The following is a 22,506-nucleotide window of genomic DNA, read 5'->3' as shown; positions in this document are numbered from 1 at the left end:
CCTCAGTCTCCTTGAATAATTGGTTTTTCTTGCGTAATCTCTTCAAGAACTTGGTAATGAATCTTTAATGAAACTGTATCATTTTCAACCGCTTCATGCAAAACTTGTTCACCTATTATGTCTGCACCTTCTGGCAAATCTTGTTCCAAGTCCAAACGTGCTTGCTCTTTCAACACGTCAAATGCTTCTTCTTTTTCATACGTTCGCTCAAAGTGTTGGGTTTCACGATGCTCATCAACGATAAGTTGGACCGGTAAACGATAGCCGAAAATCGTATACTGACTTTCTTTTCTATACGTTTCCATTGACTCGTAATCCGGCGCGGTAATATTCCAAAATGGGATAGACACATCGCCAACTTTTAACTGATATTTGTTTTTCTGCTCCCCCGTTAACGACGAGTATATTTGGGTGATTGGCATGCTTACAGTTGAAGTATACCATATTTCACCGACGACAGAGGCCTTAGCTGGAATTGTTTGCTCAGCCCCTTCTACACCAATAAAACCTGATACTAGCAAGTCCCCTTTTTCAACAACATCATTCGTTCGTTTTACCGCTGTCCCATCTTCAACAAACATTGATCGAATGACCGCTTTTTTTGATGCTACTAAGTGTCTAGGGCTTATTATTTCAGGATCTGATTGTCGCACTTGTTCAACAACCTCGAATTGATAGTTCGTCCCTTTTTTTCGCACACCAACCCAGGTTGCTTCATCTATTCGATCTGTCACATACGCTTGAATTTCATTTGGCTTTGGTAAAGTGAAACTAAATTCACCTCGTTTAACACCTAATTCTGCAATGGCTTCTTCTAATTTTTTTTCAACTTGAGGAGAAGCACCATCTATCGAATACCCCCACACCATATTCGAGAGAAGAAAAAATGCAATAAAAAACGCAGCAATCCCCGTAACAAATCCCGCCCTTACTTTCATTTGTTTTATAAAAAAAGGAAGACCTTGTCGCTCTTTAAAACGTAACGTTAAATCTGTTTTCCTTAAAAAGTGTCTTAATTGATGAATATTGCTTAACTGGACTTTAAACTGAATCTTCTCTGTTTCCATTACAGAAACGTCCCAAATGTGCATACCCTGTTTAAGACAGCGGTTCAATAGTTGCTCTGGATAAGGGCCGCTAATTTCTACCGTTACCACGCCACCTATCAAATTTACAAATCCATTTCGCATCGTGCTTCGCTCCTTATAAACAGTATTTACTTTTCTTCTTCATTAATAAACATCACTTTGTCTATTCTTCCTTCAAGTAGTAATTCTTCCGGCAAAATCGTCTTTAATACAAATTGATCACCTGTCACAAGGAGCTGTCCCTCTTTTAACAATAAGCGAAGTTCTTTATTCGAAAATTGTAAAACCCCTCGATGGTTCTCAATATATATATGTAGCTGTCCTATCATTGTAATTCTCGGTAAATCCATTGTGACGTCAGCCGGAAGCTGCATTTGTTCGGTTACCCATTTTTTTATACGGTTTGTCATACGACTCATTAAGCAGCCCCCCTCCTAAAGATTGTATGAATGGCTCTGCTTACTTAGCACAAAAATGACTGGGGCCCTACATTTTTGCTGACCTTTTCAACATTGACGCAACAAAAAAAACGTAGCAATCACTAAAGTGATTGCTACGTTTTACTATAGGGTTTCAAGGTTAAAACGATCGACCTCTTGAACCACGCTGTCTACTTTTCGGTGGTCCAAGCACCTCAGACCATACAACAGCTTCCATCATTTTTTTTCCGGAAACATTCTTGAAATCCATATCTAATTTTCCCTCTGAGTTCGTCTGCTCACTTTCAGCCATTACCGCAACAACAGGGGCCGATTGGTTTTTTAACTCTTTGACCTTACGGCGTGCTTCACGATGACGCTCATAGAGTTCATTCTGCCGCTTCGCTGTGTCACGCTGTTGAGCTTCGCTTTGTCTTGATGGCTCGTTGATTGGCTCATAAGCTTGTTCAGGAGGTGCTGATTCACTCGGGAAATAATCCTCCCAACGGACTTCCTCTTGCCTTTGTTCAGCCGGTTGCTGCCTACGCTGCGGTTCAGCTGATTGTCGTTGGGGAGTTTGACGCTCCTCTTGTTGTTGGGTTGACTGCCCTAGTTTTGATAGAGAGCTGACTAAAACACCAACAATGATAATTAAGATAAGAGGATTCGCCAAGATAAATTGCACTAAATCTGACATCCATTATCCCCTCCTTCTTAATGGGTACACCATATTGCCTTATGAGGGTTTTTCTTAATTATTTTTGTTTCTTGGATCGTTTTCAGGGAACATGTCACTGTCACCTTTTGACGATTTACTAATTGAATCTCTCATATCTGTGTCGGCCAATACGTTCTGGTAGTTCATATAATCCATTACACCCATGTGTCCGTTGCGCAACGCTTCAGAAAGCGCCATTGGAACTTCTGCTTCTGCTTCCACAACTTTCGCACGCATTTCTTCAACACGAGCTCTCATTTCTTGTTCTTGTGCTACAGCCATTGCACGACGCTCTTCAGCTTTCGCTTGAGCAATCTTTTTGTCTGCTTCGGCTTGATCGGTTTGTAGCTCTGCACCAATATTTTTACCAATATCGATGTCGGCAATGTCAATCGAAAGGATTTCAAAAGCAGTACCTGAATCCAATCCTTTTGTTAATACCGTTTGAGAAATCATATCTGGATTTTCAAGAACTTTCTTGTGATCTTGTTGAGAACCGATTGTTGAAACAATCCCCTCACCAACACGAGCGATAATTGTATCTTCACCCGCACCACCAACAAGTCGATCAATGTTCGCACGTACTGTAATTCTAGCTTTTGCTTTCACTTCAATCCCATCCATTGCTACACCGGCAATAAACGGTGTTTCAATGACTTTAGGATTTACACTCATTTGAACTGCTTCTAAAACGTCACGACCAGCAAGGTCAATTGCTGCCGCTCTTTCAAATGAGAGCTCGATATTCGCTCGCTGTGCTGCAATTAATGCATTAACTACTCGGTCAACGTTACCACCTGCTAAGTAATGCCCCTCTAACCTTGAAGAATCAAGGTCAATTCCTGCTTTAACCGCTTTAATTAGTGGGTTTACAACGCGAGCTGGCACAACTCGTCTAAGCCTCATTCCTACTAACTCAAAAATGCCAATTTTTACGCCAGCTGCAATAGCCGAGATCCATAAAGCTACTGGTACAAACGTAAATAAAATCGCCAGTAGAATAACAGCTGCTGCAACAATTATGAGCGTAATGATAATTCCATCATCCATTTCTCATTTCCTCCCTTATTCTAGTTTAATCGTTTTGCTCAATTTCTCTAACTACTACTCGTGAACCAGATGTATAGACAACCTTGAGCATACTCCCTCGTCCAATATAGCTTCCTTCAGACACAACGTCAAGGCGTCTGTCGTTAATTAACGCAATTCCTGCTGGTCTTAAGTCGCTTAATGCTTTACCTGTTTGACCCATTAGGCCTTGATCAGTTTCAGTTGAGAGATACCCTTCTTCGCTTGTTGTTTGAGCCTGAAGTACAAGCTTTTTCCATGGTCCCCGATTGCCAAAAAACACAAATAGAATAATGGCTGCTGCAATCGTCACAACAAGGGTTATGGCTACTGAAATGACCATTACTGTAGTCGAAAAAGAAGCCATAAAGAGTCCACCAATTATCAATCCGATTCCCAGTATGCCAAAAATACCGAAACCAGGTGCCACCATCTCAACACCTAGTAAGACAATGCCTACAACAACTAATATTAACGACTCCCAACCAGCAAAACCTGCTACCATATGACCAAAGAAAAATAAAAGCAGTGCAGAAATACCCATAAATCCAGGAACGCCAAATCCCGGTGAGTATAGCTCCATAATTAAACCAAGACTTCCTATTGATAAAAGAATAGGAATAACAATAGGATTTGTGACAAACCGAGCAATTTGCTCCGCGATGCTCACTTCTGAATGAACAATGTTGACTTCATCAGACTGATACCCTAAGAAGTTAATCACACCGTCTACATTTCTTTCAATCGCGTCTGCATATCCGACTTCTAATGCCTGTTCTGCGTTTAATGTTAAATACCCAGAGGGAAATCCTTCAACATCAAAATCAGCATTTGACATCGCTTCCGCATAGGCAGGGTCTCTTCCCCCATCCGGTCCATTTTCTTCGGCAGCCGTTTTCATTCTGCTAATCCATAAGGACTGAACCTTTTCTTCAGCAGCATTCCCACTGCCATCAATAACACCTGCAGATCCCATTTGACCATTTGGTACCATGACAATTTGATCTGCATTTAACGCAATGTAGGCACCTGCAGAAATCGCTTCACTATTAATAAATGCGGTTACAGGAATAGTCGTATTGTTCATGATATTAGCGATGTTTCCAGCTGCATCCACTGCGCCACCTGGTGTATGAATATCGAGTATGATGTGATCGGCATTTTCTTCAGCAGCCTCTTTAAACGACCGCTCTAAAAATGCTTCGAGCCCCCGCTCAACGGTTTGTTCAACAGGAATGACATAAACCCTGGCATCATTTGTATCATCCGCTTTAACAATCATTTGCAACGGTAGTAATAGAAAAACGAGCAAATACGAAACAAATGCAACCTTCAACCATTTGTTCACGTTTTTTTCATCCCCCCTATCTCTCTTATTCTCTTTACGAACGAAGAGAACGAAAAGTTTCGTCCTTCCTTAAAGTTTATCAGATGTGCTTTTCAAAACCAAACAGAACGCTAAAAAACCTCTGTTAGAAACAGAGGTTTATCAAGAATGTTTAAGTTAACCGCTTTGCAACAAGACGATTGACTGAACCACCATCGGCCTTCCCCTTTATCTTAGGCATCAATGCGCTCATCACTTTACCCATATCGGCTTTTGATGTTGCGCCTACTTCAGATATCGTTTCTTGAACGATGGCTTCCAATTCTTCTTCTGATAATTGTTTAGGCATATATCGTTGGAGCAAAGCAAGTTCTTCTTCTTGCTTCAACGCTAAATCTTCACGATTCGCTTGTTTAAATTCATGGAGGGATTCTTTACGCTGCTTTACTTCACGATTAAGCACAGTAAGGCTTTCATCTTCAGTAAGCTCACGCCCGAGCTTAATTTGCTCATTTTGTAACGAGGACTTCACCATACGAATAACGGAAAGCGTCTCTCTTTCCTTCTTTTTCATCGCAGTCTTCAGGTCCAGGTTTAACCTCTCAAGAAGAGTCAAGTGAAATCATCCTCTCCTAATCAGAACTAGAATTTACGTTTTCTAGCTGCTTCTGATTTCTTTTTACGCTTCACACTTGGCTTTTCGAAGTGTTTACGTTTTTTTACCTCAGCTAACGTTCCTTCTTTAGAGAGCGATCTCTTAAAGCGACGAAGTGCAGCATCAATCGATTCGTTTTTGCGAACACGAGTTTCTGCCATTCTATTTCCCTCCCTCCGAAAACAACCAAACTCAATACGTGCTTATGACACGTCTGCAGTAATTATAATACAGTCAAGGATTATGGTCAACTATAAGATCTCAATATCCATATCTACCTAAAGAAAAAAGACATGCTTCTTCTTTTTTGACCATATAGTGGGAAGGACGAGGTGATGATCAGCATGGTTAAGGAGTTTCTTTCCTTATTAATTGTCTTTATTGCTTTATTTTTATTTGGCATTTATATTTTAAGATCTGGTCTTTTGCAAGTAGGAACTTCAACTGTAAAAGCGATCTTAATAAAAACAACCAACTCTCCATTAAAAGGACTCATCGTTGGTATTCTTATAACGATGCTTTTTCAAAGTAGTTCAGTTGTCACTGTTTTATTAGTTGGACTTGTTGCGGCTGGCTTCATTCAATTTAGGCATTCCATTGGTGTTATACTTGGTGCTAACATTGGTTCGTGTTTTACATTAGAGTTAATCGCCTTCAATGTAACCGATTTGGCTGTTCCACTTCTCGTTATTGGTTTTCTCTGTCTGCTTTTGTCATATTCCTCTTTTTATGTTATTGGTTGCGTGTTATTTGGAATCGGTTGTATCTTCTTATCTATGAATGGACTAGAGGGTCTTGCAGAACCTTTACGCACACTTCCACTTACAGAACACTTCTTTATGTGGACAAACGATCATTATGTAGCAGGGATTTCCGTTGGCGCTATCATGACAACGATTATCCAATCAAGTACAGCGACAATTGGCATTGCGATGAGTTTTATTGAAGGGATGAGCTTGACGAGTGAATCTGGTGTAGCCATTATGCTTGGCGCAAATATTGGCACGTGCTTCACAGCTTACATCGCTAGTATTGGAGCAGGAAAGACAGCTCGACTCGTTGCCCATGCCCACATTTGGCTTAATTTGTTAGGCGCCATCCTCTTTTATCCATTTATTGATTTTTTGGCTCATTTTTCTTCGTTATTAAGTGATAGTTTAAGTGTACAACTGGCTCATGCAAGTACAATCTATAATATCATTTGTTCCTTACTGGTTCTCCCATTTGCAAATCGGTTTGCACGTTTTGTTCAATTTTTTGCACGATCGAAAAAAGACCTTTAAAATAAAACCGTACCCAACTAAAGATTTCAGGAGGAGATAAAAGTGCGTAAAAAAGAATTAGGACATTCAGGGATCCATGTGTTTCCAATCGGATTAGGCGCTAATGCAGTTGGTGGGCATAATTTATATCCTAATCTTGATGAAGAGAAAGGTAAAGCGTTAGTACGTGATGGAATTAAAAATGGCGTTGATTTTATTGATACTGCCTTTATCTACGGTGAGGGTCGTTCGGAAGAGCTAATTGGAGAAGTCCTGCAAGAGTTCAAGCGAGAAGATGTTATTCTTGCCACCAAAGCGGCGCATCGAAAAGATGGAGATCAATATGTCTTTGATAACTCTCCAGCCTTTCTTAAAGCGTCAGTCGATGATGCGTTGAAACGACTAAACGTGAACTACATTGACCTATTTTACATTCACTTTCCAGATAAAGAGACGCCTAAAAGAGATGCCGTTGCCGCACTCCAAGAAATGAAAGAAGCTGGGAAAATTCGTTCTATCGGTGTGTCTAATTTTTCAATTGAACAATTGAAAGACGCGAATCAAGATGGGTACGTTGATGTTTATCAAGGTGAATACAATTTGTTAAATCGTGAAGCAGAAAAAGAGCTCTTCCCATATATGCTCGAGCATACCATCTCTTTTATCCCATACTTTCCTCTCGTATCTGGACTTCTAGCTGGAAAATACACAGAAGACACCGTCTTTCCTGAGGGTGATTTACGAAATCAACAAGGTCACTTCCAAGGAACCACGTTCAAACGAAACATCGAAAAAGTAAATCAACTAAAACCAATTGCTCAAAAGCATCATGTTGACGTTGCACACATCGTACTCGCTTGGTATTTAGCTAGACCAGAGATAGATATTATCATTCCAGGTGCTAAGCGCGCGGAACAACTGTTAGACAATGCTAAAAGCGTCGAAGTTACGTTGACTGAAGAGGATAAACGCTTTATTGACACATTGTTTTAAAAGAAAAAGAGCTGGGACATAACGAAAAGTAGTATTTGAAAAGACGAATAGTCTAAACTATGCTGAGTAGCACCGCTACAGGAGAATCCTTCGCTTTCCGGGGACACGGCCTCAGCCTCATCCGTGGAAAACCGCCACTCCAGAGTCTTCAGACACGTGCTAATCCCTCAGGAGTCTTCGGATTCTCCTTCCGCTAGTTTTCATATAAAATAAACGACGAACGTTCCTATTTTCAGGAATGTTCGTCATTTTGGTCTGTCTATCTACTTTTGTCCCAGCCTCATTAATTAATAATTTGATTCGCTTTCTAATCCTTTTGCAATGGCAACTCCAGAACTTGCTCCAATTCGAGTAGCTCCTGCTTCAACCATCGCTTGTACATCTTCAAAACTTCTAACTCCACCAGACGCTTTTACGCCTACTTGTGAACCTACTGTGGAACGCATTAAACGAATATCCTCAACTGTAGCACCACCAGTAGAGAAACCAGTAGATGTTTTCACGAAATCAGCACCCGCTTGAACAGCTAAACGACAAGCTCTCTCTTTTTCTTCATTTGTAAGGAGACTCGTTTCAATGATAACTTTCGTCAACGCTTTATTTTTCGCTGCGTCTACTACTGCCTTTATATCCGCTTGAACCGTTTCGTCATCTTGATCCTTTAATGCGGCAATATTGATCACCATATCAACTTCTGTGGCACCATTCTCAATGGCATCTTTCGTTTCTTCCGCTTTGATGACAGTTGTATTTTGCCCTAGAGGGAAGCCAATAACTGTACACACTTTCACTTCTGGCTCTTCAGCTAAAACTTGGGCTGCTGTCTTAACCCAATAAGGCTGGATACAGACAGAAGCAAACTTATATTGCTTTGCCTCTTCGCATAAATGTAAGATTTGTTGTTTTGTTGCATCTGCTTTTAAAAGCGTGTGGTCAATGAGGTGGGCGACTGATTCAGCCATTTCACTCATCCTTTCATCTGTTGTAATCTCTTGTTCATCATAACACGAAAAAGAGCGCAACACGAGTGGCAGACTGATTCCCGCTGTGGGTTATGCTTTTATCGCTTCAAGCAAAATGGACTGACCCATAAAGGAGTGCACACCTGTATGATCTTCTTTTATAAATAGGGCAGCTTTAACGCTAGCAGGTAACTGACTCATCCATTGAGAGAGTTCTTGCTTTTGAGTAGTTGTAAATTGAACTCGATCTGTCCAATCTTGAAAAAGGAATGGTTTCTCAAACGTATGCATGCGTTTAACCGTGAAGCCTGCCTCTTCAACCATTTGCAGCCATTCGGATTTTTTATAGGCGCGTATATGACTGGCATCACGTTTCTTTTCAAGTTGATTATAAGCACTATCGACACCATCATCTTCTAATGCTACGTTATCCAGAAGGAAAAAACGCCCCTCTTTCGAGAGAATGCGATAGGTTTCATCTAAAAATTTGGGTACATTCATAAAGTGATGAGCCGCTATGCGGTTAACTGCTAAATCAAAACGTTCATCTTCAAAAGGTAAATTTTCCGCAGCGGCCTCTACGTACTGAACATGATCAATCCCTGCATCACTTAAATGCTTTTTGGCAACTGACAACATTTCTGGAGTTAGATCAACAGCGACGATATCTTTTGTATACGCTGCTAATTTTTTGGCAACATGCCCACCACCAGTTGCAATATCAATTATAGATTGGGCATCACCCTCTTTTACTAAATGTTCTAATACAGCCAGATCTTTTCCTTTTGCATGAAGGTTGCTTGTAACATACGCTTCTGCATATGCACCAAATTGTTCTTTTGAACTCTTTTCCATCCCAATCAGTCCTCCTTTTGATTACATTTAGTATAAGTGAATGGCTTTATTATGGATAAGACTGTTTTCTTATCATCATCTATAAGGAGAGCAAATGGATTGGTACGAGAGAATACTTTTTGTAATTCGAAAAGGATGAACCCATTTGTCTTCTTTAGGGTTCATCCTTTTAGTGAAACATTGCTATAACTTTTTAAACAAGCTCTTTATGATCATCCATCACACGGACAAATTCACCTTTGTTGAATGGATAGCCTGCTTCTGTAAGCTTTACTCGTACAATTTTACCAATCATTGACTCATCGCAAACAAGCTTTACTTTTAGGTAATTATCTGTATAACCGACAAATAGACCACTTTCAGGATTTTCTTTATCCCGTTCCTCTGGTATAACTTCTAAGACTTCATTTTCAAATGAAGATGCATATTCTTTTGCTAATTGGTTTGATAGCTCAATTAAACGATGAACTCTTTCGTTTTTCACTTCTTCGTCTACTTGGTCAGTCATTCGCGCAGCTGGCGTCCCCGTTCGCATTGAATAAGGAAATACATGAAGCTCACTGAATTTATGCTCCGCAATAAAATCATAGGTTTCTTGAAATTCTTCATTCGTTTCTCCAGGAAAACCAACAATCACATCAGACGTAATCGCTAAGCGTGGCAAAACGGCTTTTAGCTTTGTAATTCTTTCCGCAAATGCAGCCATTGTATATTTACGGCGCATTCTCTTTAAAACAGTATCAGAGCCAGATTGAAGTGGGATATGCATGTGGCGAACAACTTTTGTTGATTTGCCGATGACAGCAATGACTTCATCAGTTAATTGACTCGCTTCAATGGAAGATATTCGAATTCGTTTTAAGCCGCTAACCGTTTCTAAATCTTCTAGCAAACGGGCAAGACTATAGTCTTTTAAATCTTCGCCGTATCCACCTGTATGGATCCCTGTTAAAACAATTTCTTTGTAGCCTGCTTCCACAAGCTGTGTCGCTTGACGTACAACTTCTTCAGGATCACGAGAACGCATTAGCCCTCGTGCCCACGGAATAATGCAGAATGTGCAGAAATTATTACAGCCTTCTTGAATCTTTAACGATGCTCTTGTACGATCTGTAAATGAAGGAACGTCTAGTTCTTCATAGACTCTTGTTTTCATAATGTTGCCGACGCCGTTAATAGGCTGACGTTCTTTTTTGAACTGTTCAATATAGGTAAGCATCTTTGGTCGATCTTGGGTACCTACAACAACGTCAACACCTGGAATCGCCATAATCTCAGCTGGAGATGTTTGCGCGTAACAGCCTGTTACACAAATAACAGCATCGGGATTTTTACGAATGGCTCGGCGAATGACTTGTCTACTCTTTTTATCCCCTGTATTGGTTACAGTACATGTATTGATAACATATACATCTGCTGTTTCTTCGTAATCTACTTTTTCATATCCTTCTTGCTTAAACAGCTGCCAGATAGCCTCTGTTTCGTAATGATTCACTTTACAACCTAGTGTATGAAACGCAACGGTTGACATTTAGTTCACCTCATAATTCTACTTGATAAGAGAGTGCGGCTAGCATATATAAACTTGCCGTTTCCGTTCTAAGAATTCTTGGACCTAAGCTACAAGGAATGGCTCCAGCTTGTGTTAATTGATCCACTTCTTGTCTTGCCATTCCCCCTTCTGGGCCGACAATGATTAATACACGCATTCCAGATGCTACTTTCTCTAGTTGCTCCTTTAATACGCTTTTTCCACCTTTTTTTGCCTCATCTTCATCACAAACTAAACAGAGATCGTAGGTATGTAAATTAGTTACTAACGATTGTCTGTTTAAAGGGCTTAATATGGTAGGAACAGAAGAACGATGGGACTGCTCTGCCGCCTCTTTAGCGATTTTTTCAAATCGGACAAGTTTTTTTTGCATTTTTTTCTCATCCCATTTTACAATAGACCGTTCTGCAATAAAAGGAATGATTGCGTGTACGCCTAATTCTGTGGCTTTTTGAATAATGTATTCAAACTTGTCCCCTTTTGGCAATCCTTGAGCAAGCGTAACGTATACAGGTAAATCGGTTTGTTTCGTTTCTTCGGAAAGAATGTCTCCACTCACTCTATCTTCAGAAAGCGCTGTTATCGTCGCTACAACAGCTCGACCAGTCTCATTTACACATATGATGGCATCTCCTACCGCCATTCGCATTACTTTCCGAATATGAGCGGCATCTTCACCTGTTACCGTAACCTGTGTTTCGCTCATTTGTTTATTTGCGATAAAATAACGCTGCATACGTCACCTCACTCATTGACTTTCTTAGCTATAATGGCAACCCAGCCTTCTTGACGTTGAACGGCGGTAATCGTAAAGCCCGACGCTTCAATTTTATCTTTAACTAGCTGTTCTTTACGTTCAATAATACCTGAAGTAATAAAAGTTCCACCTGGCTTCACAACTCGATAAGCGTCATCTGTGAAGGTGACAATCACCTCTGCTAAAATGTTTGCGACAACAACATGAGCGCTATTCGCTTCGATTCCATTTAATAAATTATTTTGCGCGATTTGAATCTTATTCTCTGCATCATTAAGCTTGAAATTTTCCCGTGCGCTCGTTACTGCAACATCATCTAAATCATAGGCATGTATCCTTTCTGCCCCTAATTTCCAGGCAGCGAGAGCGAGGACGCCTGATCCTGTTCCAACATCTATGACCGCATCACCTTTCTTTACAGACTCTTCTAATGCTTGTAAAGAAAGTACTGTCGTTGGATGAGTCCCTGTTCCAAACGCCATGCCAGGGTCAAGTTCAATAATAAGCTCATGGTCTTTTTTATGATAGTCTTCCCAAGTAGGAACGATGACAATCTGATCCGTTACTTTAACCGGGTGGTAATATTTCTTCCATGCGTTTGCCCAATCATCATCATTTACTTCTACATAGCCTGTTGTTCCAGGCGCAATCGGAATATCAAATGCTACTAACCCTTTTATTCGGTCCTCCACTTCCGCAATTGTCCGTTCAAATGCATCATTCATTGGGAAATAAGCTTTCACCATCACGCCTTCTGTTGGATAATCGTCTGGAGAAAGCTCATAAACTTCACCAAACTTGACGCTCCATTCCGTAACCAAATCTTTCGGATCTTCTATCGCTACCCCAGCTGCTCCCTCTTCGTGAAGAATGTTTGAAACGGGTTCTACCGCTTCTTGCGTCGTATGAACACGAAATTCTGCCCATTTCATCTATTTATCCACCTTTTCAATTTCACTCGTAAAAGAAGTGAAGAAAAGGATTCCTTCTCTTCACTACCTTTTTTACTCGCCTTTAAATGCACGGCGTAATTTATCAAAAAACCCATCATTTTGCTCTTCCGGGCGACCGCCACTCATACCTGCGAATTCTCTCATCAATTCTTTCTCATTTTCGTTTAACGTTTTTGGTGTTACCACTCGTACTTGTACGTGCTGATCCCCTTGGCCGCGACCGTGAACATTCGGTACACCTTTACCTTTTAGTCTAAAATTCGTTCCTGTTTGCGTGCCAGCTGGAATTTTTAGCTTTATTTTCCCCGTTAACGTTGGTACTTCAATTTCGTCCCCTAATGCAACTTGTGGAAACGTTAGTGGAACTTCACAATAAATATCTTCACCATCACGCTCAAAGAATTCGTGTTCTTTCACTTGGAATACTACATACAAGTCCCCTGCAGGACCTCCATTTGTTCCAGCTTCTCCTTGACCAGAAACACGAAGCTGCTGTCCGTTATCAATTCCAGCAGGTACTTTGACGCTAATTTTCTTACGTTTTCGTACCTTTCCTTTACCATGGCACGTATTACATTTATCTTTAATCATCTTTCCAGTACCTTCACAATGGTTACAAACACGGCGATTTACCACACGGCCAAACGGTGTATTTTGCTCCACATTTAGCTGACCAGAACCTTTACAGTGCGAGCATGTTTCCGGCTTTGTTCCCGGCTTTGCACCGGAGCCATCACACGTTTCACAGTTCTCTTCTCGAGGAATTTCGATTTCTGTTTCTTTCCCAAAAACAGCTTCTTTAAATTCGAGTGTCATTGTGTATTGAAGATCATTCCCTTGTCTAGGGGCATTCGGATTTCTTCTTCCGCCACCTTGACCTCCGAAAAACATGTCAAAAATATCGCTAAAGCCACCAAAATCACCAGCTCCAGCCCCACCAAAACCTTGGTTTGGATCTGTATGACCGAACTGATCGTAGTGCGCTTTCTTTTGCGGATCACTTAATGTATCATACGCTTCTTTAACTTCTTTAAATTTCGCTTCTGCACCCTCTTCTTTATTCACATCAGGGTGGTATTGGCGAGCTAATTTTCGGTATGCTTTTTTCACTTCGTCTTCAGAAGCATTTTGGCTAACACCTAACACTTCATAAAAATCTCGTTTACTCACGGTTTTCCTCCCGACTACAAAGCATTCTCGCTGCTTTACCTATTCTCACATAACGTTCATCTTATCATCAGTCAAGTCTTTCGCGCAACTGGCATAAAAGACTTCTTAAAAAAAAAGTCAAAGCCCTTGAAACTGACTTTGACTTTTCTCATTACACTTATTTCTTTTCGTCGTCATTTACTTCTTCATATTCAGCATCGACAACATTATCATCCTGCTGGCTAGCGTTTTCGCCTTCAGCGCCTTGTTGTGCCTGTGCCGCTTGTGCTGCTTGCTCATACATTTTCGTAGTTAAAGCTGTGACGATTTCTTGAAGCTCGTCTTTAGCGGTTTTGATTTCTTCTTCATTATCACTTTCAAGTGCTGCTTTTAACTTATCTTTAGCAGCTTCCGCTTTTTCTTTTTCCCCTTGATCCACATTATCGCCAAGGTCCGTTAATGTTTTTTCAGTTGAGAATACAAGCTGGTCTGCTTCATTGCGAAGTTCGACTTGCTCACGACGCTTCTTATCCGCTTCTGCATTTTCTTCTGCATCTTGAACCATTTTTTCGATGTCTTCATCTGAAAGACCTGATGAAGATGTAATGGTAATAGATTGCTCTTTATTTGTACCAAGATCTTTCGCTTTTACGTTTACGATACCGTTCGCATCAATATCAAAGCTCACTTCGATTTGTGGAACACCACGTGGTGCCGGTGGGATATCGTTTAACTGGAAACGACCAAGGGTTTTATTATCTGCAGCCATTTCACGTTCACCTTGAAGCACATGGATATCTACAGAAGGCTGGTTATCAGCAGCTGTTGAAAATGTTTGTGATTTAGATGTAGGGATGGTTGTATTACGCTCGATTAATTTCGTAAACACACCGCCCATTGTTTCAATACCTAGAGATAATGGTGTAACGTCAAGTAGAACGACGTCTTTTACATCACCTGTTAAAACACCTGCTTGAATTGCAGCACCAAGTGCAACCACTTCATCAGGATTTACTCCTTTGTGAGAGTCTTTACCTGTTAAACGTTTAATTGCTTCTTGTACAGCAGGAATACGAGTAGAACCACCAACAAGAACGACTTTGTCAATTTCAGAAGCTGAAAGACCAGCATCAGAAAGGGCACGGCGAGTCGGTGCTAGCGTACGTTCTACAAGATCACTTGAGATCTCATCAAACTTCGCACGGGTTAAGTTCATCTCTAAATGCTTTGGACCAGTAGAGTCTGCTGTAATAAACGGTAACGAAATTTGAGTTTGGGTTACGCCAGAAAGATCTTTTTTCGCTTTTTCTGCCGCATCTTTTAAACGTTGCATAGCCATTTTATCTTGTGATAAGTCAATGCCGTTTTCTTTTTTGAATTCTGCTACAAGATGATCCATGATCACATCATCAAAGTCATCTCCACCTAACTTGTTATCACCAGACGTTGCTTTAACTTCAAAGAAACCATCGCCTAGTTCAAGAATAGATACGTCAAATGTACCACCACCAAGGTCGTAAACAAGAATCGTTTGATCCTCTTCTTTTTCTAAACCGTATGCAAGTGCTGCAGCAGTCGGCTCATTGACAATACGATCTACTTCTAAACCTGCAATTTTACCAGCATCTTTTGTCGCTTGACGCTGAGAATCGTTGAAGTAAGCTGGAACCGTAATAACGGCTTTCGTTACTTTCTCACCTAAATAGGCTTCAGCATCTGATTTAAGCTTCTGTAAAATGATCGCAGAAAGTTCTTGTGGAGAGTAGCTCTTACCCTCTACTTCTACTTTGTAATCAGTACCCATATGACGCTTAATGGAGATTACTGTGTTCGGATTTGTAATCGCTTGGCGTTTCGCAACTTCTCCTACTAGACGCTCTCCATCTTTAAAAGCCACAACAGATGGTGTCGTGCGGTTACCTTCTGGATTCGGGATAACCGTTGCTTCGCCACCCTCCATTACTGCTACACATGAGTTCGTTGTACCTAAGTCAATTCCAATAATTTTACTCATATTTTTTCCTCCTAAGCCTATGAATTCACTTTAACCATTGAATGGCGAATGACACGATCTTTTAATTGATATCCTTTTTGTAGTTCAGCAACAATTTGATTACGTTCGTAACCCTCTTCTTCTACTTGCATCACTGCTTGGTGCAAATGAGGATCAAATGTTTCTCCCTCTGTCGGAATGACCGTTACACCTTCATTTTGAAGCGCGTCTTCAATTTGTCGGTATACCATTTCCATTCCTTGAAGAAGTTGTTTTGCTTCATCACTTTGCGGCTCTACAGCAAGGGCACGCTCAAAGTTATCGAGAGCTGGTAATAACTTCTCAATTAACGTTTGAGATTTATATTTAAGTTGAGCTTCACGCTCTTCTTTTGTTCTTCTTCTGAAGTTATCATAATCAGCTTTCGTTCGAGCGAGTCGATCATTTGCTTCTTTTAATTCTACTTCAAGAGGATGAACAACTTCAGCTTCTTGTTCTTCTTGAACATTCTCACTCTGTTCATCCATATGTTCTTCAGAATGATTGTCTTCTACTACTTCTTCAGTGCCATGTTCTTGTTTTTCTTCAGCTTCATTTTTGTTTTGCTCTGGCATCTTGTTCACCTCCTGCTAAAATCAATACTCATGTACATCTCTTGCTACCCTTCGTCAGGATATCAAAAAATGTTCACAAGACGCAATCATTGTTGCTCTTGCGTTTTTATGTATGTTAAGTAGCAGCTTATACCACTACTTAGACATGACGTTTAATGATCCGTTAGTAGCTTTGACATATTCTTTGATAATGAATCGACTACTTTTAACATGCGGCGATATTCCATGCGTGTCGGACCAATGACACCTAATGTGCCGACGTGCTGCCCATTTATCGCAAAGGATGCCGTGACGATACTACATTCATCCAGTGCCTTTAGCTGATTTTCATTTCCAATTGAAACATTTAATCCATTCACATGCTGTGTTTTCAACCAATCATAAAGCAATGTTTCTTCTTCAAGCGCTCGGTAAACCATTCTCATCTTTTCAATATCTTGAAACTCTGGCTGCTCCATTAAATTCGAGCGGCCCGAAAAGATCAGTTTTTCTGTAATAGCTGGTGAAAGTGTTGGTTCAAGCATACCTAATACTTGCTTATAATTTCTTACATGGGCTTTAAAAAGATGATTTAGTTCATGATGAATTTTCTGTTGCAACTGTGAGAATGCCACACCACGTAACCGCTCATTTAAGAGATTGACTGTTCGTTCTAAGTCTTCTGTCGTGACATGTTCATCTAATAGCACAATATGGTTTTCAATATGACCTGTTTCACTGATTAAGATAACGATGGCTTTCATTCCCTCAAGCGGAACGATTTGAATCTTTTGCAATCGCTCATTAGACAGCTCAGATCCTAGAACAATCGACACATAGCTTGTCATTTCTGATAAAATTCGTGCCGACTCTTGGAACACTTCTTCAATCGCTTGTATTTTCGCTGAGGCAATTGTGGACAGCCTCGAACGTTCAGCTACTGTTAATCGATGCGGAGATAGTAAATGGTCTACATAGTAACGATAGCCCTTTTGAGAAGGAACTCGTCCGGCAGAGCTGTGCGGCTTATCAAGAAAACCAAGCTCTTCCAAGTCGGCCATTTCATTCCGTATCGTTGCTGAGCTGAATTGGACATCAGCACGCTTAGAGATGCTTCTAGAACCAACTGGCTCAGCGGAACGTACATAGTCGTCAACGATTGCATGCAAGATCAAGAGTTGTCTTTCAGTTAACATTCCTAGCACCTCCCTGTTAGCACTCTATGCTGTTGAGTGCTAATGCTATAGTTACACTATCAAAAGGCATCTCTTTTGTCAATTAAAAAACACGTTTTAACTATGAATAAAGCGTCTCATCAAGTGAAGCCACAAATAATTCAAATGCTTCATTCGCTAGCAATAACCCTTCTTCTGTTAACGCAAGCGTCGTTTCTCCATCTTTAAGCAGACCTTTCTTTACACCTGAAGCAATCTCATCTTTAAACAATTGATCCAAGTCAAACCCATAGCGCTCTTTAAAGTCTGCCTTTTTAATACCAGCTCGTTTTCGTAAACCAAGAAAGACAGCTTCCTCTAAATACTCTGCTGTTGAAACATCATGTCTGCGGTAGTGGGCACTGCCATTTTGATTGATAGCATCTATATATTTTTGAATTGGATTAATGTTTTGGTAGCGCACGCGTCCTTCGTAACCAGATGCACCAGCACCGAACCCTGCATATGACAAGTTGTTCCAGTAGACTAGATTGTGTTGGCTCTCATAGCCAGGCTTACCAAAATTGCTCAGCTCATACTGATAAAGACCGTGAGCTTTTGTCATTTCCGTTAATAGATCATACATCGCAACGTCATCTTCTTCTGGAGGCAAAGATAACGTCCCCTTCTTTTTACGGTTGTAAAACACCGTTTGTTTCTCGACTTTTAACATGTAAGCAGAAATGTGCTCTACATCTAGTTCAAGTGCTTTCTCTAGAGACTCTTTAAAATCTGCAACCGATTGATTCGGAAGCCCCAACATTAAATCAACAGAGAGATTAGTAAATCCACTTTCTCGTGCTTTTTGAATTGCCTCATGAACACCTTCTGGAGAATGTGTTCGTCCGATTTCCGTTAAAATCGGTTGTGAAAATGTTTGAACCCCTAAGCTTAATCGGTTTACACCGAAACGTTTCATAACGTTAAGCCGGTCTGCTGTAGCACTATCGGGATTGACTTCGACAGACCATTCAATAAGCGCGCTTAAATTCAACTCTTTGTGCAGCGCTTGACATAACGTTTCTAGTTGTTTAGCCGTAAGTGCAGTTGGCGTTCCTCCACCAATATAAATCGTGCGAATCGGACGCTGTTCTCTAGCTTGTGGTGATCGCTGCACTTCTTTTATAAGTGCGTCAACATATGCATCGACAGGCTGGTTTTCTAGAAAGACTTTATTAAAATCACAGTAGTGACAAATATGTTCACAAAACGGAATATGGATATAAATCGAATCCCCCATACCTTTACCTCCTAATAAGAAAAAAGCCAACTGAAATAGCCGGCTTTTTCATTCTTAATCCTCGTCCATTCGTAATACTGCCATAAAAGCTTCTTGAGGAACTTCAACGTTCCCGACAGCCTTCATACGTTTCTTTCCTTCTTTTTGCTTCTCTAGAAGCTTACGTTTACGGGAAATATCTCCACCGTAACATTTTGAAAGAACGTTTTTACGCATGGCTTTTATCGTCGAACGAGCAATGACTTTTGTGCCAATACTTGCTTGAACAGGAACTTCAAATTGCTGTCGTGGAATTAATTTTTTTAATTTCTCAACAATGATTTTTCCACGTTCATAAGCAGAATCGCGATGAACAATAACAGATAGTGCATCGACTTTTTCACCATTTAACAAAATATCCATTTTCACAAGCTTAGATGCTCGATAGCCGACAAGCTCATAGTCAAAGGATGCATAGCCTTTTGTATTAGACTTAAGCTGATCAAAAAAGTCATACACAATTTCTGAAAGTGGGATTTCATAAATGATCTGTACGCGTACTTCATCCAAGTACTGCATGTCCATAAACACACCGCGCTTACCTTGACAGAGTTCCATTACAGCGCCAACGTAATCATTTGGGACCATAATCGTCGCTTTCACATAAGGCTCTTCAACATGATCCACTTTTTGTGCGTCAGGCATGTTAGCTGGGTTATCAATTTTAACCGTTTCCTGATCCGTTAACGTTACATTATAAATAACAGATGGAGCTGTTGTAATTAGAGAGATACCAAACTCTCGTTCAATTCTTTCTTGTATAATTTCCATGTGTAGTAAGCCAAGAAATCCACAACGAAAGCCGAAGCCTAATGCTTGAGATGTTTCTGCCTCATATTGCAACGAGGAATCGTTTAGTTCCAAACGTTCTAGCGCTTCGCGAAGATCATTATATTCTCCCGTATCGATTGGGTAAAGGCCGCAGTATACCATTGGGTTCATTCTACGATAACCTGGTAATGGCTCGTCAGCCGGTGTAACTGCACTTGTAATCGTGTCCCCTACACGGGAATCCCCTACATTTTTTATAGCTGCTGTTAAAAACCCAACATCTCCTACAGACAGTTCATCGCATTTTATCGCTTTCGGTGTAAACACACCTACTTCGTTGACTTCAAACTCTTTGCCTGTTTGCATCATGCGAATTTTTTGCCCTGGCTTAACCGTGCCTTCCACAATTCGAATGTAGGCAATAACACCTCGATATGGATCATAAAGAGAATCAAAAATAAGTGCTTTTAATGGAGCACTTGGATCTCCAGTCGGTGCCGGTACCTTTTCTACTACTTGTTCGAGAATTTCTTCAATACCGATTCCGTTTTTTGCAGATGCGAGCACAGCATCAGAAGCATCTAGCCCAATAACATCTTGAACTTCTTGCTTAACACGTTCCGGTTCTGCACTTGGCAAGTCGATTTTATTAATAACAGGAAGAATTTCTAAATCATTATCCAACGCTAAATACACATTGGCCAATGTTTGAGCTTCAATTCCTTGCGCACTATCAACAATTAACAGAGCACCTTCACAAGCAGCTAAGCTTCGTGAGACTTCATATGTAAAATCGACATGTCCTGGTGTATCAATTAAATGAAAGATATACTCTTCTCCGTCTTTCGCTTTATATTTCAACTGAACCGCATTTAGTTTAATTGTAATGCCACGTTCTCTTTCAAGATCCATTGCATCAAGCGTCTGGTCTTTCATTTCTCGGTCTGTTAATGCGCCGGTTCGTTCCAATATCCGATCAGCCAGCGTTGATTTACCGTGGTCAATGTGAGCAATAATCGAGAAATTACGAATTCTGGATTGACGCTCTAAATTTTGATCCTTTTTCATTCGTTTGCCTTCACCCCTAAAAAACCTGCATTTACACTATCCCTTATTATAACAAGGTTAAGGCACACCAGCAATAAAAGCTTTTGATTGACCTACCTATCGTCTTTATTAACGCTTCCTTGTACAATGGAAACCACTTTCTCCAACCCTGACCGTGTTGCACCTTCTGTTTGGTCTGCTAACGTCGAACCTAAGTCTGAGAATAAATTTGATAATCCTTTTTCTTCTCGATCCGTTGTCAAAGGTTTCTTTTCAACCACTACTTCTTGCGCTGGAGACACTGGCTGAAGCTGGTTCTCTTCTTCCTTTTCTATTAATTCTATGTTTAATGGCTTTGGTTCATTTAACCCTGCATATTCACTCATTAACTGCACACCCATCATCAAGCCAAATAAAATACTAAAAAATAATAAGAAAAATCGACGTTTCGCAGTTTTCATGTCGCTCATCCTCTCTAGCCCGATTCAAACAGCCTGTCCATTTGTATACTGTATGCGAGAAGAATAGGATCAGAACAAATCCTTTTCATTTGGCAAATTAAAAACCTGTTTAAAGAGGCATCTTGGTTACTTTTAAAAAAGGAGCTATACTCAAAATCATTGAGACAGCTCCTCTCACGTCTTATTTTGTGTACGCTCCGACATTTTCTTGGTTCACTTTTCCATGTAGAGCTGCATTCAATCCCCCAGCAACCACGTGAGCCATATCTTCTATAAAAACGTCTATTTCTTTAGGTGTGACCATTAAATTATGCCCGAGAGGAGCAAGTACTTCTTGAATAAGTCTGCGCTTCTCTTCCACTTCCAATCCTCCTACCATACCTAAAATAGCTTTTCGACCAGCTTCATCGGGTAGGTCTTCATCTGTTAGTGTCCGCTTCTCTCCAAACGTCATACCAGCAGGTGCTAATCGTCTTGATGGCTTATCTCCTTCACGCATTTCTTTGCCCATATGCTTAAGAACAAAATCAATGGCATCAGAAGTAATGGTCACTGCATCAACAACAGTCGGTATGCCGATGGCGATAACTGGAATACCAAGTGTTTCTTGATTCATTGCTTTTCGATTATTTCCTACACCGCTACCTGGGTGTATGCCTGTATCCGCTATTTGAATCGTTGTGTTGACCCGTTCAATGGATCGTGAAGCGAGTGCATCAATGACGATTAAAAAGTCTGGTTTTGTTTTTTCAATAACACCAAAGACAACATCACTTGTCTCAATACCAGTTACACCCATAACGCCAGGGGTAATGGCACTAACTGAGCGATATCCATCTTGAACTTCTTCTGGTGCAAGTTTAAATAGATGCTTTGTGACTAGAATCTCTTCTACCGCGAGGGGTCCCAGAGCATCAGGTGTCACATTCCAATTTCCCAGTCCAACAATTAAGCATGTAGCGTCTTCGTGAATTGAGGAGCGTTTTAAGAAAGCAGAGAACTCGTTCGCGAACACTCGTTCAAGGTCTGCCTGTAATTCGGTATCTTTTTGCCTTATACCTTGAGCTTCAAAGGTTAAATAGTTCCCAGCTTGTTTCCCTAAGCGTTCTGCACCCTTTGCACCAATTTTCACTTTTGTTACTTTCACATTCGCTATTGTTTCTTCTACTACTAGCACATCATCAACTTTAGTCGGCTCTTTCACATTTTGATTAACTTGTTCCTCCACAACCATTTCATGTGCTTCAAGTGCAAGATCTGTACGAATCGCATACGGTTCCATGTTTAAATTTCCCATTTTATCGCTTCTCCTTCGTCAATGTCATGCCTTTAATATGACCGAGTCAAAAAGAAAACATTCAGAAGATAGAAGACTTCAACACTTTGTATT

General features: G+C 40.6%; 22 protein-coding genes. 2 read left to right on the top strand and 20 right to left on the bottom strand.

What is annotated here, in order from left to right; all coding sequences use genetic code 11:
- Positions 1–2: 2 nt before the first annotated feature.
- The 7 genes from yqfD to rpsU form a co-directional block, all read right to left on the bottom strand.
- Complete coding sequence (gene yqfD / locus E2L03_RS13575) at positions 3–1,190, bottom strand: sporulation protein YqfD (RefSeq protein WP_134259399.1); 1,188 nt, start codon at positions 1,188–1,190, stop codon at positions 3–5.
- 26 nt (positions 1,191–1,216) lie between these two features.
- On the bottom strand, positions 1,217–1,507 hold the full coding sequence (gene yqfC, locus E2L03_RS13570) for a sporulation protein YqfC (RefSeq protein ID WP_038478909.1): 291 nt from the start codon (positions 1,505–1,507) through the stop codon (positions 1,217–1,219).
- A 160-nt stretch (positions 1,508–1,667) separates the two neighbouring features.
- Positions 1,668–2,204: a YqfB family membrane protein gene (locus E2L03_RS13565; RefSeq protein WP_038478906.1), complete on the bottom strand. Its 537-nt coding sequence runs from the start codon at positions 2,202–2,204 to the stop codon at positions 1,668–1,670.
- A 54-nt stretch (positions 2,205–2,258) separates the two neighbouring features.
- Positions 2,259–3,275, bottom strand: coding sequence for a flotillin-like protein FloA (gene floA, locus E2L03_RS13560; protein ID WP_038478904.1), 1,017 nt, complete (start codon positions 3,273–3,275; stop codon positions 2,259–2,261).
- 25 nt (positions 3,276–3,300) lie between these two features.
- Positions 3,301–4,641: an NfeD family protein gene (locus E2L03_RS13555; RefSeq protein ID WP_243839531.1), complete on the bottom strand. Its 1,341-nt coding sequence runs from the start codon at positions 4,639–4,641 to the stop codon at positions 3,301–3,303.
- 151 nt (positions 4,642–4,792) lie between these two features.
- On the bottom strand, positions 4,793–5,236 hold the full coding sequence (locus tag E2L03_RS13550; protein WP_038478899.1) for a GatB/YqeY domain-containing protein: 444 nt from the start codon (positions 5,234–5,236) through the stop codon (positions 4,793–4,795).
- Between the two features lie 26 nt (positions 5,237–5,262).
- The gene (gene rpsU, locus E2L03_RS13545; protein ID WP_035396344.1) at positions 5,263–5,436 is read right to left on the bottom strand and encodes a 30S ribosomal protein S21; all 174 of its coding nucleotides are present in this window, start codon (positions 5,434–5,436) and stop codon (positions 5,263–5,265) included.
- Between the two features lie 183 nt (positions 5,437–5,619).
- Here rpsU and E2L03_RS13540 point away from each other — a divergent pair, with 183 nt between their 5' ends.
- The gene (locus E2L03_RS13540; RefSeq protein ID WP_134259398.1) at positions 5,620–6,558 is read left to right on the top strand and encodes a Na/Pi symporter; all 939 of its coding nucleotides are present in this window, start codon (positions 5,620–5,622) and stop codon (positions 6,556–6,558) included.
- Between the two features lie 42 nt (positions 6,559–6,600).
- Entirely contained in the window at positions 6,601–7,530 is a 930-nt protein-coding gene (locus E2L03_RS13535) for an aldo/keto reductase (protein ID WP_038478893.1), read from the top strand.
- Between the two features lie 287 nt (positions 7,531–7,817).
- Here the strand turns inward: E2L03_RS13535 and deoC are convergent, their stop codons facing one another.
- The 13 genes from deoC to gpr all read right to left on the bottom strand — a co-directional run bounded on the left by deoC (position 7,818) and on the right by gpr (position 22,413).
- On the bottom strand, positions 7,818–8,492 hold the full coding sequence (gene deoC / locus E2L03_RS13530; protein ID WP_134259397.1) for a deoxyribose-phosphate aldolase: 675 nt from the start codon (positions 8,490–8,492) through the stop codon (positions 7,818–7,820).
- Positions 8,493–8,582: 90 nt separating this feature from the next.
- Positions 8,583–9,347, bottom strand: coding sequence for a class I SAM-dependent methyltransferase (locus E2L03_RS13525; RefSeq protein WP_134259396.1), 765 nt, complete (start codon positions 9,345–9,347; stop codon positions 8,583–8,585).
- Between the two features lie 193 nt (positions 9,348–9,540).
- A complete protein-coding gene (gene mtaB, locus E2L03_RS13520) occupies positions 9,541–10,878 on the bottom strand; it encodes a tRNA (N(6)-L-threonylcarbamoyladenosine(37)-C(2))-methylthiotransferase MtaB (RefSeq protein WP_038478883.1) in 1,338 nt (445 codons plus the stop codon).
- A 10-nt stretch (positions 10,879–10,888) separates the two neighbouring features.
- Complete coding sequence (locus tag E2L03_RS13515; protein WP_038478880.1) at positions 10,889–11,635, bottom strand: 16S rRNA (uracil(1498)-N(3))-methyltransferase; 747 nt, start codon at positions 11,633–11,635, stop codon at positions 10,889–10,891.
- 8 nt (positions 11,636–11,643) lie between these two features.
- Entirely contained in the window at positions 11,644–12,588 is a 945-nt protein-coding gene (prmA, locus tag E2L03_RS13510) for a 50S ribosomal protein L11 methyltransferase (protein WP_055736039.1), read from the bottom strand.
- Positions 12,589–12,660: 72 nt separating this feature from the next.
- Positions 12,661–13,779: a molecular chaperone DnaJ gene (dnaJ, locus tag E2L03_RS13505; protein ID WP_038478874.1), complete on the bottom strand. Its 1,119-nt coding sequence runs from the start codon at positions 13,777–13,779 to the stop codon at positions 12,661–12,663.
- 157 nt (positions 13,780–13,936) lie between these two features.
- Positions 13,937–15,772: a molecular chaperone DnaK gene (gene dnaK, locus E2L03_RS13500; protein ID WP_038478871.1), complete on the bottom strand. Its 1,836-nt coding sequence runs from the start codon at positions 15,770–15,772 to the stop codon at positions 13,937–13,939.
- A gap of 17 nt (positions 15,773–15,789) precedes the next feature.
- Entirely contained in the window at positions 15,790–16,365 is a 576-nt protein-coding gene (gene grpE / locus E2L03_RS13495) for a nucleotide exchange factor GrpE (protein ID WP_038478868.1), read from the bottom strand.
- A 152-nt stretch (positions 16,366–16,517) separates the two neighbouring features.
- Positions 16,518–17,540 (bottom strand): heat-inducible transcriptional repressor HrcA, encoded by a 1,023-nt coding sequence (hrcA, locus tag E2L03_RS13490; RefSeq protein WP_055736040.1) that lies wholly within the window; start codon positions 17,538–17,540, stop codon positions 16,518–16,520.
- A 100-nt stretch (positions 17,541–17,640) separates the two neighbouring features.
- Positions 17,641–18,798, bottom strand: coding sequence for a radical SAM family heme chaperone HemW (gene hemW / locus E2L03_RS13485; protein WP_038478863.1), 1,158 nt, complete (start codon positions 18,796–18,798; stop codon positions 17,641–17,643).
- Positions 18,799–18,852: 54 nt separating this feature from the next.
- Positions 18,853–20,676: a translation elongation factor 4 gene (gene lepA / locus E2L03_RS13480; protein WP_038478860.1), complete on the bottom strand. Its 1,824-nt coding sequence runs from the start codon at positions 20,674–20,676 to the stop codon at positions 18,853–18,855.
- A 92-nt stretch (positions 20,677–20,768) separates the two neighbouring features.
- A complete protein-coding gene (locus tag E2L03_RS13475) occupies positions 20,769–21,116 on the bottom strand; it encodes a hypothetical protein (RefSeq protein WP_038478857.1) in 348 nt (115 codons plus the stop codon).
- A gap of 181 nt (positions 21,117–21,297) precedes the next feature.
- Positions 21,298–22,413, bottom strand: coding sequence for a GPR endopeptidase (gpr, locus tag E2L03_RS13470; protein WP_038478854.1), 1,116 nt, complete (start codon positions 22,411–22,413; stop codon positions 21,298–21,300).
- Positions 22,414–22,506: the final 93 nt, after the last annotated feature.

The sequence above is a fragment of the Shouchella oshimensis genome, from assembly GCF_004375095.1.
Lineage (GTDB): Bacteria > Bacillota > Bacilli > Bacillales > Bacillaceae_D > Shouchella > Shouchella oshimensis.
This window is presented reverse-complemented; position numbering and strand designations above follow the sequence as displayed.

What these genes read in the sequence shown, in the direction of transcription:
- E2L03_RS13540 (WP_134259398.1), top strand. Translation starts at nt 5,620, where the DNA reads ATGGTTAAGGAGTTTCTTTCCTTATTAATTGTCTTTATTGCTTTATTT.
- E2L03_RS13515 (WP_038478880.1), bottom strand. Translation starts at nt 11,635, where the DNA reads ATGCAGCGTTATTTTATCGCAAATAAACAAATGAGCGAAACACAGGTT.
- rpsU (WP_035396344.1), bottom strand. Translation starts at nt 5,436, where the DNA reads ATGGCAGAAACTCGTGTTCGCAAAAACGAATCGATTGATGCTGCACTT.
- yqfD (WP_134259399.1), bottom strand. Translation starts at nt 1,190, where the DNA reads ATGCGAAATGGATTTGTAAATTTGATAGGTGGCGTGGTAACGGTAGAA.
- deoC (WP_134259397.1), bottom strand. Translation starts at nt 8,492, where the DNA reads ATGGCTGAATCAGTCGCCCACCTCATTGACCACACGCTTTTAAAAGCA.
- prmA (WP_055736039.1), bottom strand. Translation starts at nt 12,588, where the DNA reads ATGAAATGGGCAGAATTTCGTGTTCATACGACGCAAGAAGCGGTAGAA.
- yqfC (WP_038478909.1), bottom strand. Translation starts at nt 1,507, where the DNA reads ATGAGTCGTATGACAAACCGTATAAAAAAATGGGTAACCGAACAAATG.
- gpr (WP_038478854.1), bottom strand. Translation starts at nt 22,413, where the DNA reads ATGGGAAATTTAAACATGGAACCGTATGCGATTCGTACAGATCTTGCA.
- hemW (WP_038478863.1), bottom strand. Translation starts at nt 18,798, where the DNA reads ATGGGGGATTCGATTTATATCCATATTCCGTTTTGTGAACATATTTGT.
- mtaB (WP_038478883.1), bottom strand. Translation starts at nt 10,878, where the DNA reads ATGTCAACCGTTGCGTTTCATACACTAGGTTGTAAAGTGAATCATTAC.
- lepA (WP_038478860.1), bottom strand. Translation starts at nt 20,676, where the DNA reads ATGAAAAAGGATCAAAATTTAGAGCGTCAATCCAGAATTCGTAATTTC.
- E2L03_RS13475 (WP_038478857.1), bottom strand. Translation starts at nt 21,116, where the DNA reads ATGAAAACTGCGAAACGTCGATTTTTCTTATTATTTTTTAGTATTTTA.
- floA (WP_038478904.1), bottom strand. Translation starts at nt 3,275, where the DNA reads ATGGATGATGGAATTATCATTACGCTCATAATTGTTGCAGCAGCTGTT.
- hrcA (WP_055736040.1), bottom strand. Translation starts at nt 17,540, where the DNA reads ATGTTAACTGAAAGACAACTCTTGATCTTGCATGCAATCGTTGACGAC.
- E2L03_RS13525 (WP_134259396.1), bottom strand. Translation starts at nt 9,347, where the DNA reads ATGGAAAAGAGTTCAAAAGAACAATTTGGTGCATATGCAGAAGCGTAT.
- grpE (WP_038478868.1), bottom strand. Translation starts at nt 16,365, where the DNA reads ATGCCAGAGCAAAACAAAAATGAAGCTGAAGAAAAACAAGAACATGGC.
- E2L03_RS13565 (WP_038478906.1), bottom strand. Translation starts at nt 2,204, where the DNA reads ATGTCAGATTTAGTGCAATTTATCTTGGCGAATCCTCTTATCTTAATT.
- dnaK (WP_038478871.1), bottom strand. Translation starts at nt 15,772, where the DNA reads ATGAGTAAAATTATTGGAATTGACTTAGGTACAACGAACTCATGTGTA.